Origin of the sequence: Mesorhizobium sp. M1A.F.Ca.ET.072.01.1.1 (assembly GCF_004023325.1) — a bacterium.
Lineage (GTDB): Bacteria > Pseudomonadota > Alphaproteobacteria > Rhizobiales > Rhizobiaceae > Mesorhizobium.
Genome location: NZ_RZSF01000005.1, coordinates 24,476 through 38,666, shown reverse-complemented (window position 1 = coordinate 38,666; position 14,191 = coordinate 24,476). Strand labels below are relative to the sequence as shown.

At 56.9% G+C, this 14,191-nt stretch carries 14 protein-coding genes and 1 pseudogene; 8 read left to right on the top strand and 7 right to left on the bottom strand.

Going from position 1 to position 14,191, the window contains the following annotated elements; all coding sequences use genetic code 11:
• Window positions 1-321 precede the first annotated feature (321 nt).
• Window positions 322-1,062 carry a thermonuclease family protein gene (locus EOA32_RS01625; protein ID WP_128370667.1) on the bottom strand — a complete coding sequence of 247 codons (741 nt, stop codon included), beginning with the start codon at window positions 1,060-1,062 and terminating at the stop codon, window positions 322-324.
• 503 nt (window positions 1,063-1,565) lie between these two features.
• Between EOA32_RS01625 and EOA32_RS01620 the strand changes: the two genes are divergently transcribed.
• Genes EOA32_RS01620 through EOA32_RS01605 form a run of 4 tightly spaced genes read left to right on the top strand, consistent with a single transcriptional unit; the run spans window position 1,566 to window position 6,118 of the window.
• Window positions 1,566-3,011 (top strand): hypothetical protein, encoded by a 1,446-nt coding sequence (locus EOA32_RS01620; RefSeq protein WP_245499114.1) that lies wholly within the window; start codon window positions 1,566-1,568, stop codon window positions 3,009-3,011.
• Window positions 2,998-3,831: a hypothetical protein gene (locus tag EOA32_RS01615; protein WP_128370651.1), complete on the top strand. Its 834-nt coding sequence runs from the start codon at window positions 2,998-3,000 to the stop codon at window positions 3,829-3,831. Before EOA32_RS01620 ends, EOA32_RS01615 begins: the two co-directional genes overlap by 14 nt.
• A gap of 2 nt (window positions 3,832-3,833) precedes the next feature.
• Window positions 3,834-5,105, top strand: coding sequence for a hypothetical protein (locus EOA32_RS01610; protein ID WP_128370650.1), 1,272 nt, complete (start codon window positions 3,834-3,836; stop codon window positions 5,103-5,105).
• A complete protein-coding gene (locus EOA32_RS01605) occupies window positions 5,093-6,118 on the top strand; it encodes an OmpA family protein (RefSeq protein ID WP_128370649.1) in 1,026 nt (341 codons plus the stop codon). The genes EOA32_RS01610 and EOA32_RS01605 overlap by 13 nt, the downstream gene beginning before the upstream one ends.
• 177 nt (window positions 6,119-6,295) lie before the next feature.
• On the opposite strand, the gene EOA32_RS01600 is transcribed toward EOA32_RS01605, so the two are convergent.
• The 3 genes from EOA32_RS01600 to EOA32_RS01590 all read right to left on the bottom strand — a co-directional run bounded on the left by EOA32_RS01600 (window position 6,296) and on the right by EOA32_RS01590 (window position 9,353).
• Window positions 6,296-7,033 (bottom strand): hypothetical protein, encoded by a 738-nt coding sequence (locus EOA32_RS01600; protein ID WP_128370648.1) that lies wholly within the window; start codon window positions 7,031-7,033, stop codon window positions 6,296-6,298.
• A gap of 166 nt (window positions 7,034-7,199) precedes the next feature.
• Window positions 7,200-7,472 (bottom strand): hypothetical protein, encoded by a 273-nt coding sequence (locus tag EOA32_RS01595; RefSeq protein ID WP_128370647.1) that lies wholly within the window; start codon window positions 7,470-7,472, stop codon window positions 7,200-7,202.
• Between the two features lie 12 nt (window positions 7,473-7,484).
• Complete coding sequence (locus EOA32_RS01590) at window positions 7,485-9,353, bottom strand: S8 family peptidase (RefSeq protein WP_128370646.1); 1,869 nt, start codon at window positions 9,351-9,353, stop codon at window positions 7,485-7,487.
• 406 nt (window positions 9,354-9,759) lie between these two features.
• Here EOA32_RS01590 and EOA32_RS01585 point away from each other — a divergent pair, with 406 nt between their 5' ends.
• Together EOA32_RS01585 and EOA32_RS01580 are read left to right on the top strand one after the other, a co-directional pair.
• Complete coding sequence (locus tag EOA32_RS01585) at window positions 9,760-10,605, top strand: hypothetical protein (protein ID WP_128370645.1); 846 nt, start codon at window positions 9,760-9,762, stop codon at window positions 10,603-10,605.
• A gap of 9 nt (window positions 10,606-10,614) precedes the next feature.
• Window positions 10,615-11,187, top strand: a complete 573-nt coding sequence (locus EOA32_RS01580; protein ID WP_128370644.1) for a S1/P1 nuclease — start codon at window positions 10,615-10,617, stop codon at window positions 11,185-11,187.
• 192 nt (window positions 11,188-11,379) lie between these two features.
• Here the strand turns inward: EOA32_RS01580 and EOA32_RS40730 are convergent.
• The 3 genes and pseudogenes from EOA32_RS40730 to EOA32_RS01570 all read right to left on the bottom strand — a co-directional run.
• Window positions 11,380-11,653 (bottom strand): annotated as a pseudogene (locus EOA32_RS40730) (ABC transporter permease subunit); the annotation flags it as partial.
• 152 nt (window positions 11,654-11,805) lie between these two features.
• The gene (locus EOA32_RS38325) at window positions 11,806-11,949 is read right to left on the bottom strand and encodes a hypothetical protein (protein ID WP_189406814.1); all 144 of its coding nucleotides are present in this window, start codon (window positions 11,947-11,949) and stop codon (window positions 11,806-11,808) included.
• A 202-nt stretch (window positions 11,950-12,151) separates the two neighbouring features.
• Window positions 12,152-12,742, bottom strand: a complete 591-nt coding sequence (locus tag EOA32_RS01570) for a PTS sugar transporter subunit IIA (RefSeq protein WP_245499113.1) — start codon at window positions 12,740-12,742, stop codon at window positions 12,152-12,154.
• Between the two features lie 423 nt (window positions 12,743-13,165).
• On the opposite strand from EOA32_RS01570, the gene EOA32_RS01565 reads away from it, so the two are divergent.
• Window positions 13,166-13,579 carry a DUF5602 domain-containing protein gene (locus EOA32_RS01565; protein ID WP_128370643.1) on the top strand — a complete coding sequence of 138 codons (414 nt, stop codon included), beginning with the start codon at window positions 13,166-13,168 and terminating at the stop codon, window positions 13,577-13,579.
• Window positions 13,576-14,100 (top strand): plastocyanin/azurin family copper-binding protein, encoded by a 525-nt coding sequence (locus tag EOA32_RS01560; protein ID WP_128370642.1) that lies wholly within the window; start codon window positions 13,576-13,578, stop codon window positions 14,098-14,100. Before EOA32_RS01565 ends, EOA32_RS01560 begins: the two co-directional genes overlap by 4 nt.
• Window positions 14,101-14,191: the final 91 nt, after the last annotated feature.

Sequence of the window (14,191 nt, the reverse complement as noted above, 5' to 3'; positions counted from 1 at the left end):
TATCCGGCGCTGAAAGATTGATTGCCAACTCTCGTGCTTCGCCTGGATGCAACTCGAAATGCTTAACCATGTCCTCGAACAAGCTCGGCTCTGGCTGGCCAAGTGCCAGCCTGTAGCCAGTCAAATCCTCTTGCAGGTCCCGCAGCCGGGCAACGTTTTGGCTGAAATGCACATCGAAAGTGATGCTAATTGGCTTATAGTTGGGCGGGGCTCACCATCGCTCGAGGCCCATACCTTCTTTCTCTGCATCGCGGGCTGCCTGCAACCTAAGAGGCGACCGGAAACCAGCCGCAAAGATTTGCAGCCGGTGGGCTGGTCTTGTTAGCATAGGCCCTCGCAAGGGATGCCATCCTTGTCCCGGTCTAGTTTGCCGCCCCACAAGCAGTTCTCGAGATACCAGCGAGCCTCTTCGCACGAGCTGATTTGAGAGCAGTACCGCCGCGGTTCGCATGAATAACCACGTTGTGCGACCTGTCGGCGGTTGATGATTCCCAAGGGCTTGGACGAAGGAGCGCTATCCACATGCTCTGCGCGCCATTCCCAAGGCTCCTGGAAGGCTCCAGCCCACACGCCCAATTTCGCCGCCTTCGCCTTTGCCTGCTGTGCCGAATATTCGCCGCGGCTGTAGCGGGGCCAATCCAAAGCCTGACCGTGCTCGACCATCCACGCGGCCACACTGACGCCGTCCGCGCGCTGGCAATCTCCGACAAAGCGGTGATATCGGTCCCAGGTCACGAATGAGCATAGTACCGGCCTTGAGGCTGCCAGGAAGGCAACCAGAGCCTCGGCTGACCGGCGCCCGCACGGATAGTCGAATCCCTTGGCATCACTGCAGTATTGCTTGCTCTCTGGAGCGTCGACGCCGTTGAAGCGGATCCGCTGGCCGTGGATCTCGATCGTATCGCCATCGATTACGGATGCGACGCCTGCGATCGGCTCAGGCTTCGATCCTAACCAGTTCGAGACTCTGATGTCCGGAATTCGGTCGCTATGCTGCATTGCGGCTTGCGTGGCCAGGGCGGCAGTGGCCGCCACGGTCACAAAGACCAGGCGCAGCGGCACGCGCGTTTTAAGTCGACCACGTGGTCGCCACGTGGCGCTGCGCTTCCGCCACTGATCCGAGCGGTTGTTGTGTCGAGATTTGTCCAAGCCCTGTTCCCCATCAGGAGAATGCCAGCAAATCTCGCGCGGGTCTAGGTTTGGCGATTGCCATCGACCAGAAATTGTATTGAGCAAGCGTGGATCAATCGCGCGAATACTGTGTGCCAATGGCGGTTTCGTATCCTGTAAAAAGGCCGGCGTGCCTACTCCAAGTACGGGAAGCCGGAAAAACTATCGTCGACGGCGCAAGTCGCGGAGTATCAATGGGCGGTAGCGAGCCGCTGCTTTGAGTTTGCATGCAGCCCCCCGATGTACTATCGAGCACATAGGGAATGGCTTTTGTATGCTGCCAGGTGGGGGTAGCCGGACATGACAGGCGCCGATTGCAAGACTGCTGCGTGCTGAAGCGCGCGGCACGCCGCACGGCGTGATCTTCTGGAAAATTGATCATAGAGGTAAGGACGTTGGCTGCGAGATTTGAAGCGCTCGAAAAGCTGCGCAACAGGATAATGGAAGCGCACCACGACTATAGGGTCGGAGTAGACACTTTCCCGAGTCTCGACGTCGACAAAATTGCCCGGGATATGGACCTTGTCGGTGAAGGTACTACACGTGGTGAACAGGACCAGCCATCAGCCTCATCCAAGGTCATCGATGAGGTCGAGCACTCGATCATCGAAAGAGTTCAGGACGAGAAGAAGGCGGCCCATCAGATCCTGGAGGATCAACTTCACCTCTACTCCGGTCGCATCGCGAACCTTGGCCTTGAGGAGCAGTTCGGTCTCCTTCAGCAGGCGAACACGTCAAGCCTGTCCGACTTCAAGGGAGAGATAGCGGTCGGTTTGGATACACTTCATGCTAGGCGGACCGACCTTTACGAGGCCACGAACGAACTCGCTAACTTCCGGAAGAACCACCGGCTAGAGCGTGTGGCCCGAACGCAGCAAGGAACAGCGCATCTCTTCAGGGTAGCACTCCTCGTCTTCCTCTTTCTGATGGAGACCTTTCTCAACGGGTCCTTTCTGGCGAAGGGCAACGATCAAGGCTTCTTGGGGGGCGCCACAGAGGCATTGGCGTTCTCCTTCGTGAACATTGGGTCCGCTTTGATTTTTGCGATCTTCTGCGTGCGCCTGGTTACTCACCGGTCCATGGCTGTGAAGCTCGTCGGAGCTGCTTCCATCTTGCTTTATGTCTGTATCGCGCTCGGCATAAACCTTCTGCTTGCCCACTATCGCGAGGTCAGCGGAACGCTCGCCGATGGCGCGGGCAACGTTGCCGTCCAGAGAATGCTCCACCACCCGCTAGGTCTGGAGGAGGTGAGGTCATGGATGCTCTTCCTTGTCGGCCTGCTCTTTTCGATCATCGCCTTCATCGACGGATGGTTTGTTCTCGATCCGTATCCGGGCTACGCCGGCGTCGAGAAGAGGCGTCGGGAGCGGCGGCAAGATTACACGGATACCAAAGCCGACCTCATAGACCGCCTCATCGAATTGCGGGACGACCATAACGCTAAGGCCGACGACATCCTCAAAGGGCTTGGCAGCCGCAGGAGGGAACACGCTGCAATCCTCTCCAGCCGTGCGCGACTTTTTGCTTTGTTCAATGAACACCAGGACCAGTTAGAGAGGAGTTGCAATCAGCTCCTCTCCAAATACCGCGAAGCAAACATCCGCGCGCGAAAGTCTCCCGCTCCAAAACATTTCTCGCAGCCTTACAAGCTTCAGAAGATCAAGCCCGTTATCCAGAACCATGGTGAGATCAGGGATAGCGATCTTGCTTCTTCAATTGCGACCGCACAACAGGCGCTGAACGAGCAGATGCTGCAGATCGGCAAGGAATGCGAGACCGGTATCGAAAAGTATCGCGACCTCGACAAGCTGTATCCGGAGACACTCGATGGCCAGGCCTAGGAGCCGCCACAGGGCTGGGAGTTCGCGGGGAAAAGGCACAGGTGCGGTTGTCGGAGCAATCCTGCTTGGGCTCGCCTCGCTTGCAATGCTTTCCGGCTTCATCTGGCTCAATGTCAAGGCGAGGGACGTTGTTGAAACAGACGCAAAGACCGGCTGCCCGGTGAAGGGCCGACCGAACAGTGTCACTGCTGTTCTGTTCGACACCTCTGATCCCGTTCCGCAGGCCACGATGGAGGATCTTGCCAACAAGTTCAGGCAGATCGCTGGCTCGATCAAGCAAGGCGGCTATCTTTGGGTTGGCACCCTCACACCAACAGTTGGCAATTTGAATGAGCTGTTCGCCAGATGCAATCCGGGGGACGGCTCTACGGTGGACGTGTGGACCAGCAATCCTGGAAAACACCAAAGAATTTGGGAAGAGGCGTTCGATAAGCCGCTCAAACAGATTCCGGCGGAGCTTTCGGCGGATAGCCAGGCGGATCAGTCGCCTATCATGGCTGGCATCCAGAAGGTGAAGCTCGGCCTATTTGACAACGGGATGTTCGACAACGTTCCTAAAAGGCTGGTCATTGTCTCAGATATGCTGGAAAACACGCCTGTCTATTCGCAATACAAGTCGGGCGCCGACTACGACGTATTCAAGAAGAGCCCGGCGAATTCTCGCTACCGGACCGATCTTCTCGGAGCCGAGGTGACCATCCTCTATCTCAACAGGCCTGAAAGGAAGTTTCCATCTGTCGACCATGTCGATTTCTGGACGCGGTGGTTCTCGGAAAACGGGGGCAATCTCAGCGAATTTATAAAACTGGAAGGCATGTAATCATGGCCGTTCGCAGACATTCCTTCTTCGACACATGGCTGTTCCCGCAGGCTTTTTATATCACGCTAACGGTGTGCGGTTGCGTGTTCATTGCCGTTACGAAAATGGCCGGGATCAGCCCCCTCATCTCGTCGACCGTGCCGATTGCGATCATGATCGGCTACTTCGCGTTCTCCTGGTACGTTGGGAAGTTGCGCCTTCATGACGAGCAAACCGGCGACAACCTTTACTATATGGGGTTCCTCTTTACGCTCTCGAGCTTGGGAGCCTCGCTTTATCAGTTCGGTACAAATGCATCGACAGAAGAAGTCGTCAGGAACTTTGGCGTTGCGGTGACGTCGACCATCACAGGTATCGCACTACGCATCTTTTATAATCAGGTCCGGCGCGACCCGGCAGATGTCGAACGGGCTGCTCGCCATGAACTCGCTGATATGACGCGTCGCGTGCGCACCGAGATGGAGAGTGTCGCGCGCGAGTTCGCCGACTTTCGTAGGGTCTGCAATCAGATGCTAGAAGAAGGCTTCGACGAAATAGCCAAGCAGGCGGAAAAGAACGGTGAGCAGGTCAGACAGGCTTTCGATGGGATGGCTGCCAAAGCAATAAAGCCGGTCCAGGAGACGTCAGAGAAAATCGCTAAAACATTAGAGGAGACGTTCGGCCGCATCGAAGGCAGGTTTTCAGGCGTTGCCGAGAAGGTTGAATCGGTTGCGTCGTCCCTCGACAAGGCGAATGGCTCAATGGCTGGCACTGTCTCAAAGTTCGAGGCGCAAGCTGACACAGTAGCGGAGAAGCTCGCGAAAGTGGTCATTCCCGACGAAGTCCTCAAGACCGACGTCGTCACTGTTCTCAAGGTGCTAGCAGCATCTGTTGGAAAGTTCACCGAGCGAGCCGAAGCTCTCTCCAAGGAGCAGGGGGAAAGGACGGACAAGCTTTCGGAGGCTGTCCTAAGGATGGCGGCACATCAGAAGATCCTCCTGGAAACGCTCGAGAAGCAGGCAGAGCAGAACGCCACTTCGACCGAGCTGCTGTCGCGCTACCTTGACCGCAGCCGTGTCCCGACTCCGCACGAAATCCCTTCAGTTGCTCCGGTGTCGGCCAGTGAGCCTGCTCTCGAATCATCCATCTTCGTTCCCATCTCCGAGACGGTTTTGCAGGAAACGCAGACGCGAGCGGCCGGGAAGCTCGATCACAACGGGGCGGATACCGCACAGCCTCCGATGCAAGCCTCTGAGCCGATCATGGAGAAGCCGAGGTCGAGATGGTGGCGCTGAACGAGCGTGGCCGCGCCTCGGTCGGCTATGAGCGAAAGGGTTATGCCCGCGGCCTGATTTTGGGGCTCACCATGGCAGAAACGATGCTCCTGCTCGTCTTCTGCCTGCTTCTGGTAGCGGGCGCGATTGTCGCGAAGAAGCAGGCGGAGCTCCAAATTGCCTTGGAGAAGCTTGCACGAAGCGAAGTTGAGGTCCGACAACTCAGGCAGGATAACAAGAGCCTACTGGCGCAGGTTGCCGAACTTATGGAGAAAACCACTGGTCACAAAGTGCCGGATGAGGAATGGCGAAAACTGGTCCTTGCCAAGAAAGTGGCCGAGCAGCTCCAACAAAAGGGACTCACGGCCGAGGAGGCGGTCAACCTGGCAGAAGCTACAGCCGTAGTCCGCGACAACAAGCTAACTGCTGACGCTGTGCGAAAGCTTGTGTCGGCGGAGACGCGCGCTACCGAAGCGGAGCGGAAGTTGGCCGAAGCCGAAAAGGAAATCGCCGAAACTTCCCGGCAGCCTAAGGATCTTCCGCCCATCATCAACCTCAGCGAGGCCAACGGTTACTCCTTCGAAGTCAGTAGCGCCGAACTCAAACCGGATTTTAGGGCTAAGCTCGAAGGCGCAATTGCCAAACAGATTGCTGATATCGTCGCTAAATACGATGTCGATGTGGTCGAGGTTATCGGTCACACCGACGAACAACGGCTTTCGCGACAGTCGAATATGGACTTCGTGCTGAAGAGGGTACTCTCCGGCGACGAGGGTGTCAGCAAAATGGAGCCGGGCGACAACGCAGGGCTCGGCCTGGCGCGAGCGATTTCTGTCGCATCAGTTCTGAAAAGGATGTCGAAGTTCGACCACTTGAACATCTTACCTATGTCAGGTGGTCAGTTGATCCTACCTGACGATCGCCTCACGGATGGAGCCCAATCTGGCGATGCACCGGCAAGACGCCGTATTGAGATTAGGGTGCGCAAGAGCAAGCAGAAGCTGGCGGCCGAGGGTAACCAGGAAGGCAACTGATCTGCCAACCTACATAGACGCCGTAATTGGGCTCTAGCCCGGCTGGCAGTTAGGCTGCTTGGTTGCGGGGGCTACACGCTCTTCCTTCTTGCCCTTCCCTGCGGCTCTCTTCGGACGAGCAGCCTTGCGCCCAAGGCCGCTCGACTTTGCTAGCTGCAAAGCGCCGGAGGGATTTGACTAAAAGTCGATTTCTATCGGTGCTCCATTAGAAACCGTGATTCTGTTACGACTTTGCCATCGATTGATGATTGGCGTGATTGAATGGACTGCGGGGTCGTATTTTACGGCCTTGTTGCTGCGCCACGCCTCGTGTTGAGCATCGCAGTCTTGGGCTGCCACCGTTAGGTACACATTTATGTTACGGTTGCCAGTGCCCTGTTCTAGCATCTCAAGTGAGGCACGGTCAGGGTTACCGAAATTTCCGTTGGCTGAGATGATGTAGTGCTTGGCCTCGATTATCTCGAAGAAGCTCGTCTCGAGGTCGCGATCAGATCCGTGGTGGGGCACTTTGAGAACATCGACCTTCATCTTGCCGTTCCTGATGAGACCGGCTTTGTTGCAAGCCTTTACAATCAAATCGCCTCTTGCATCGCCAGTCAGGAGGACGGACGTGCCATCATATTCGAGAAGAGCGACGATGCTGGCGAGGTTAGGAATGGAATCATCGAGGTACTGAGCCAGCGCTGCCGGGCCGGCACCGGCGGGACCGAGCTTATCGTGCCATTCCTTGCGAAATTCCTCAATCTGCTCATCAAGCGGGGCAAGTATGCGGAGGGTCGCATCGCCGACCGACATCTGTGCGCGATCACCTGTTAGCAAGGATTGGTCGGGCGGGTTTCGTGTCACTTGCAGGATCGAGGCGAGCGACCCCAGCTTCAGCGCTTCGTTGTAGCTCTGGAGCACCGCTGCAGCCACCGGATTGGGCTCCGTTGCCAGCGCCAACGGTCCGGGGCTACCGAAGCTCGCGAGCGAGGCTGGACCGCCCACGGCCCGCGCTGCAGTTCCTTCTCCCTCGCCAAGGATCGCATCGAAGCCATTGTGTAGCAGCCATATTGGCTTGTAGGGCCTTGGTAAATTCTGTTCATCTGCGTCTCGCATAGCATCGAGAAGCTGGATAATCCCGTTTGATATGGTCCTGATCGATGTGACTCACCATGACGACGTCGAGCTTCAACGGAACTTCGTCGGGGAAAGCCTTCTGCTCGTTGCGAAGTCTAGTCTTGAGCGAAGCACTGAACACCCCAGGTGGTCCACCATCGACAAGAATGCGAGTGGGGCGCCCGGTGCCATTGCCAAACGTCAAAAACAGGCAGTCGCCGTATTTGGCCGGCAGTGCCTCGATGCGAAATGCCATTGTTAGGTCCTCCTATCGAGCCTGCAATGCTCGCAGGGCGTCCACTAGCCCAGCACCTTGGAAGTGTCGTTCGCGTTTCAAGTCGGTGGCTGTTCCGAGAATCACGGCCTTTACGTCGCGCGGCTTCCCGATGAACTCGGCGCTGCGGGCCATCAGAAGGGCAGCCACCCCCGAGACGTGCGGCGCCGACATGCTTGTGCCGTCCAGTCGACCATAACCAAGATCGGGAAGTGGCCCGTCGATCCGTTCACCGGGAGCCACCACATCTGGCTTAGATCTGCCGTCGCCGGTGGGTCCGCGCGATGAAAAGAAGCTGACCCCATATTCGTGCGGACGGTCCCGGTGCGTCGAGCCCACAGTGATAACCGAATCGGCGTTGCCCGGGTCTGCTATGGAAACGTCGGCATAGCCATCGTAGACGGCGCCTCCATCTAGAACGAACTTCTGAGCACCCCAGTTGCCAGCGGCCGCCACGACAACGACACCACTGTCCACAGTGACTTCGCATGCCTGGCACACCGGTGTTCGCCCGCAGGCGTAGTCGGCCTTATCGTGGACCAAGCCAATCGAAAGGTTTACCCCGTGGATTGCCATGTGCCGGTTGCGAGTATTCAGCCAGCGCACGAATTCCAGCGCACCGATAACTGCGAACTCGGTATCCTCGATTGTGTCCGCAATCACCCGCAGGTCGTACAGCATTAGGTCCGGGCAGACGCCTTGAAAAAATATGTCATCGCCCTCGCGCCAGTCGGCTGCGAGAACGCCCGCCACATGAGTGCCGTGACCTATAGGACGGTCGCCCTGGCGAGGTGTCGGCAAACGGTCAGGTCTCGTGAGAAGCAACTGAGACAGGATCTCCCAGTCATACGGGCGCCCGTTGTCCGCGGCCTCCAACAGCCGGTCCACCGACGCACGGGCCGTCGCCGGCTGCAGATCGAGCTTGTTCACCATCATCCCGGCGAGGTAGTCGCGATGTTGCGGTAGGATCATCGCGTCATACGCCACGAGCGAGCGGAGCTCTCCGAAATCATAGGCTTTCTTGACGCGAATTGAGAGATCGCCAGCGGCGTGATCGATGAAGGCAGGATGCGCACCGTCAATGCCAGAATCTATTACAGCCCAGGTTACGCCCCGGCAGCTGATATCGAACACACGGCGAGCCGCATCGGCCTTGATGGTATTCACCGACGCAGCGGCCATTGGATGAACATCCCTGTTGCGGGACACGCGGTATATTGCGTGGTCCAAACGGCGCGGCAAATCCTCAAGCAGTCTATCTAGGTCCAGATATGGCTCTGAAAGGGCGTTTTGATCCGTGGTCGGTTGAGGCGCCAAAATGAGCAAGGCGAGCAACGCCGTCCGAAGATCCGGGGCGAGTCTTCCAAGCATTTTGGTCTTGTGGTCCTCCAACTGAGAAAACGTTACCGTCCGGATGGGGGATGAACGAGACCCGGCCCCAGGCACTATGTCCAACTCTGAACGGGCCAAAGGCAATCCGAAGAAATCCTTTAGCGTGCGTATTGCCTGGTGTATGTCGAGACCCGTACTGGGCAGTACAGCGGCCAAAAAATCGAAGAATGTTAGCCGGACTGCGACGACGCCCTCGAGCGGTGCAATACGTCGTGCAGGACGCCATCTCCCATCCTCCTCGCGGGCGTAATCATCCGTCGGACGATCTGCAAGTTCCAAAAGAAGTTTTTTGGCGATTGTCGACGCTTCGATGCTGTCCATTGGTGTTAGGAGCAGATCGATAGGGGCATTGGGGTTGGCCGCAAAGGCCTTCCAGACATCGAGTTGCACAGAGGTCTCATTTAGCTTTCTGTTGCCGGCTCGCCCCGACAAGAGAATCTCGTCGACAGTTGCGGAAGAAAGAATAGCCATTGCCCCATAGACTTTCTGCGTACACGTTAAGCGCGTACAGTCTAACTACATATTCTGCTACACTCAATTGCCATTGTGACTTCGTTCGTACCTATAAGCTGAACCACACATAAGCGAAGCCGGCGAAGGATTTCCTAGTCGAGAATCAACTAAGCGGACTGGGCAAACGCGCCAGGGCGAAGCCCGTTGTGAGGCGGGTGTTTTTCGTCTCTTCACATGACATCTCGTTGCATTCCAGCGCGGCCATGGAGAGCTTTGCTAAGCTAGTCACTTGGCCGCATTGCCTCAATTCATCAGTGTTGTAGTAGTCGGCGATAAAACTGTTGAAAACAGGTATCAAAAGCCAGAACTCACTTTGCGTCAAACCGTGAGGTGTGCCTAAATTAGGAAGGCTCGGGGGAAAGCGATGAAACGGCTTACAACAGCTGCAGTTGTGAATTGTATCCTGTTGTCAGCTTGCGCCAGTGTTCCGAAGTTACCAACCGAGGTTGGACTGCTTCGAATTTCGGACATCGTCGACAACATTCGATGCGATCTCAAGAGTGGCCGCGACGGTGACAAAGAGCGGGGTCGGGGACCGGCATCGTTCTTGACCGAAAATCCCGGCTGGAGTGCAGCCGTCGACCTGTCGCTGAACGTTGTCGCCGAATCAAATGGAAACTTTGGTGCCGGAAACGATGTGCCTTACGTGCCGCAGACGTTGGGCTTGGCGGTGGCTACCGACGTCACCGGTACCGCTGATCGTCTCGTTGGCTACAAGTTCACCATGGGACTTGGCAGCGAGGACGAAATCACCTGTGACACGGAAGCCGTTGAAGGACGTCGTAAACGCAATTCTCGGTTGGTGGGGGATCTAGGAATCGGCGTGTGGCTCGCGCAGCTCCAAGATGCCTATGCCGAAACCCATACTAAGCCCGAAGGGGCTTCTTATGTGCTCCAATTTACTTTGCTTCAAAAGGCAGATGGGAGTGTCAAGATCGCAAAAATTCCCTTCGACTCGGCTGCTGCAAATCTGGGGTTTGGTCTCAAAGGTTCTTGGAAAGACGTAAACAAGATCAGCATCGCATTTGCGCCAAAGGCGGCGAAAGCAGCGCCTAAAGCGCCTCCTGCCCCGAAGCGAGCGACAAAGCTTTTGCCCGGTCAAACGGTGAAGCCGCCAACACCGCCGCCCCCGCCTGTCGATCCCGGGTCGAAGGCCAAAGTCTTACAAGACCTGCAGTTCCTTCTGCTGCAGCAAAGTCTCGACAAATAGGCCGCGAGATTGCGCTGCAGTACACCATACTCTGATGCTGGTGCGATCAACGCTGTCTCGCAAATCAAACTTTTCATAGCTGCGCTGCCAGCGACCTCTGCAGCGTCCGACGACGTGCGTTCGTATGATATGGTTTGGTTGCTCCACCTGATTGGCGACATTCATCAGCCCTTGCATGCAACCGAGCGAATTTCAGCGATCAATCCGGACGGTGATCGGGGTGGCAATGAAGTCAACGTCATGCCGGCCACAGGCGAGACTGTCGACCTACACGGCTATTGGGACCGAATGTTCGGGGGATACGTTTCGGTACCAGGGGCAATTTATGATGCCAATGACAAGGCCGGTCTCGCGAAGGTTCAGGTAGACGGCACGAAAGCTAAGGTTCTTGATCCTGATATGTGGACGCAAGAGAGCTTTGTTCTCGGCAGAAAGTTCGCTTATGCCGAGCCAGTGCTGAGCGAAGGCACGGTCGCAGTGCTGACTAGGAGGTACGAAACGGATGCGCGTAATATAGCTCGGAGCCAAGCAGCGCTTGCGGCGGCAAGGCTCGCTAATGTCTTGAACGAGGCATTCAAATGATCGCTCGACGTTGCCGGGACATTGTCGATTCGGAGTGGGATTGTTGTTAGGACGGTCACAGGAGCGCCAGCAATCTAACGTCAACTAAGCCCTACCAGGACACCGCAAGCTGCTGGTCAACTATCGGCCCCGTTTCAGACTACTAGTCTGGATCGAGATAGAGCCTGTGCGGTTTCCCAAAACCAGACATTCTCACCGCGACTGGTGCCGGTTGAGGCGGCGTTCCAGCAGGCGAACCAGAGTGATCAGCAGGAGATTGGTTGCAAGGTAGAATGCGCCGGCGATGGCGAATATCTCGAACACCGCGAAGGTCTGGCTCATCAGACGCTTGGTGTAACCCGTTATCTTCTAGCATGGTCATCGTGGATGCAAAGCTGGTACCTTTCAGCGTGAGTACCAGCTCGTTGCCATAGGCCGGCAGCGCCTGGCGGATTGCAAGTGGAAATTCTATGCGACGGAAGCGCAACGCGCGCTGAAGTCGTGATTAGTGCATGGGCTGCGCCATAACAACGCGTCACCACACATCCACGTAACGAGGCCAGACCCAATGTCAAATTGATCAGCAGGCCCAATGCCGGCCGCGCCAGGGTCGCTATTAGCGCCGGTATCCCTGCGAAACTAAACGAACATCATAACGACGATAGCCCCGATGATGATCAGGACAAGCCCGCCGATCAGCATCGGCAGCAGGCTGCTGTCGCGGTTGATGTTAGACTCGAACTGCCTTGAAACCGGTTTGTCGTTTTTCTTCGGCTCCACCATTCTCGTCTCCTTTCCAGAAAATAGCGCTCTTCCCGATCGCGGCGTGCTGTGACGTCAAACCCGTCCAGTCGAAGACCAGACTGCACCCAATTGTTGCCGCCCAGCCATTTCACGTCCGGTTCTAGCGTACCTAATGGCCCGCTGGCTCGCCCGTCGCCGATGCAGCCGGGGGACGGCGATCCTATGAGGAAGTTTTCGGGCGTCATCGCGATGTGTAGCGGTCATGGGTGCTCTGAAAAAGGCCATCGACTGCCGCACGCGCCCCGCGAGGCAGTGCTGCATCACCTAGACGACACAACTCCATGCCCTCCAGGGAAGTATGCAAATTGGTAGAAATTCTCGGAAGCAGCTGAGTTTCAAGAACCGCCAACGCCTCATCGGCGGATTGTGCAAGGCGGAGTCGCTCTCGAACCTGAGATGCCCGAAGCAGCCGGCATATTTGGGAAAGGGCAGGGAGGAAGGCGGAAGAGGCTGAGCGCGGCCAAAGTATAGTGTAAATGAGATCGACTGGGTTGTCGTCGGGACCGTCGAAATCGATAGGCTGGGCTAAGCGTGTCAAAGACGCGACAGGCGAAGAAATCATACCCAGTAGCGCGTGGGGGATCGCGACGCCACGACCGATGCCCGTCGAGCCGAAGCGCTCGCGGCCGAAAAGACCACGCAGAACCATCTGCTCGTCGAGACCAGTTCTTCGCGCAATCCTGATCGCGATTTTTGACAAGGCAGATTGCTTTCCCTTGGTCACAAGGTCAAGCCAGATGTCTTCTTCCGACAAGATGGAGGAGATCATCATGGTCAGTCTCCGTGTCGGTCCAAACGCACTCGCAATGGGTGTTCAGCCGCACTGTTTAAAGCAGGGTAGAGTCGAGCGGAATGAAGTGGAGATCCTGCTCTCCCGGACGCGAAGCCAAGGCCTTCTCGCGCCCGGGCTAGGGGCCCGTTTTGCGGCGTTTCGGCTCTGACCGGAAATCGAGACGGACGATAATCATGACAATTCAGAGGTAGTGAAGGATTTCTCGAAATCAAGCCAAGAGCAGGCCTGTATCTAGCAGAAATAATGCACTGAAATCCCAGTTAATTTCGTTTGACGACCAGAACAGTCTCCTGCTTGCTGGTCGGAAGCGAACAGGCCGTCTCACCAATGAAAATCGGTCTTTTGAACCCTCTTCCAGATCATCGGCCACCGCGTTTTTTAGTTCAACAAGGAGATACCGTGATGAAAAAACTCATCCTCGCAGTTGCCCTGACAACGGGCAGTTCGCTTTGCGCCATGGCGGCGGATGAGGTCACCAAAGCCCCGCCAGCGGCTCCTTACGAACAGGTCAGCAAGCTTGTGAAGCTGCCCGACTTCCTGCCGGGCATGGGCCAACTTTTCGTCGATCCGGCGACATTGCCGGCAGGTCCATTCCTCGCCTATGACCATGACGGCAAGCTTGTCAGCACCATCTACATGCTGCCGATCAAGGATCTCAATCCTGACAAGCGTTTTGACGACCTCGCGGCACCGGGCGGCAATGTCGACCATGTCGACGTCTACTACAATGCCGGCCATCCGGGCGTCGAAGTCCCGCATGCCCACGTCGTGTTGTGGCATGTCGCGGCCACCGACGAAGCACGTGTCGCCAAATGATGTTCACACGTCGTCAAGTACTGGGCGGGGGCGGCGGGCTTGTCGCCGTCCTGTCCCTCCGTTCTCCGGCCCTATTGGCCGACGAGGTGGTGGAAATCAGGATGCAGGGGCGCGACGACGGCTCGCAGGTCTGGTTCGACCCGATAGGCATACTGGTCAAACCAGGGCAGACGGTCCGCTGGACCAACCTCAATTCCGGGAATTCGCATACGACCACTGCCTACAATCCGGCGAACCTCGACAGGCCCCTCCGCATGCCAAAAGTCGCAGAACCGTGGGATTCAGGCTACCTCCTGCCCAACGAGAGCTTTTCGGCTGCCTTCACTGCGCGGGGGGTCTATGACTACTATTGCATACCGCACGAGCACGCCGGAATGGTCGGCCGCATCATTGTTGGTGGGCCCGAGGCACATGGTTGGACTGAGCTGGCGGGCGCGAACGGCGACCTGCCGGGAGAAGCCCTCAAGGCATTTCCGAAGGTCGAAGAAATCATGACACGGGGGATCGTCCGGCGCGATTAGATCTGCCATGAAAGGGTTTGGCTGAACAAGGAGGACTGAATACGACGGTCAGACTGGGGCGCGGTCTCCTGCCTGCCGTCAGTGAGCGGTT

Excerpts from the sequence above, each read along its gene's own strand:
- EOA32_RS01570 (WP_245499113.1), bottom strand. The coding sequence starts at position 12,742 with ATGATGATCTCCTCCATCTTGTCGGAAGAAGACATCTGGCTTGACCTT.
- EOA32_RS01560 (WP_128370642.1), top strand. The coding sequence starts at position 13,576 with ATGATGTTCACACGTCGTCAAGTACTGGGCGGGGGCGGCGGGCTTGTC.
- EOA32_RS01590 (WP_128370646.1), bottom strand. The coding sequence starts at position 9,353 with ATGGCTATTCTTTCTTCCGCAACTGTCGACGAGATTCTCTTGTCGGGG.
- EOA32_RS01565 (WP_128370643.1), top strand. The coding sequence starts at position 13,166 with ATGAAAAAACTCATCCTCGCAGTTGCCCTGACAACGGGCAGTTCGCTT.
- EOA32_RS38325 (WP_189406814.1), bottom strand. The coding sequence starts at position 11,949 with ATGGTGGAGCCGAAGAAAAACGACAAACCGGTTTCAAGGCAGTTCGAG.
- EOA32_RS01615 (WP_128370651.1), top strand. The coding sequence starts at position 2,998 with ATGGCCAGGCCTAGGAGCCGCCACAGGGCTGGGAGTTCGCGGGGAAAA.
- EOA32_RS01595 (WP_128370647.1), bottom strand. The coding sequence starts at position 7,472 with ATGGCATTTCGCATCGAGGCACTGCCGGCCAAATACGGCGACTGCCTG.
- EOA32_RS01605 (WP_128370649.1), top strand. The coding sequence starts at position 5,093 with ATGGTGGCGCTGAACGAGCGTGGCCGCGCCTCGGTCGGCTATGAGCGA.
- EOA32_RS01610 (WP_128370650.1), top strand. The coding sequence starts at position 3,834 with ATGGCCGTTCGCAGACATTCCTTCTTCGACACATGGCTGTTCCCGCAG.
- EOA32_RS01585 (WP_128370645.1), top strand. The coding sequence starts at position 9,760 with ATGAAACGGCTTACAACAGCTGCAGTTGTGAATTGTATCCTGTTGTCA.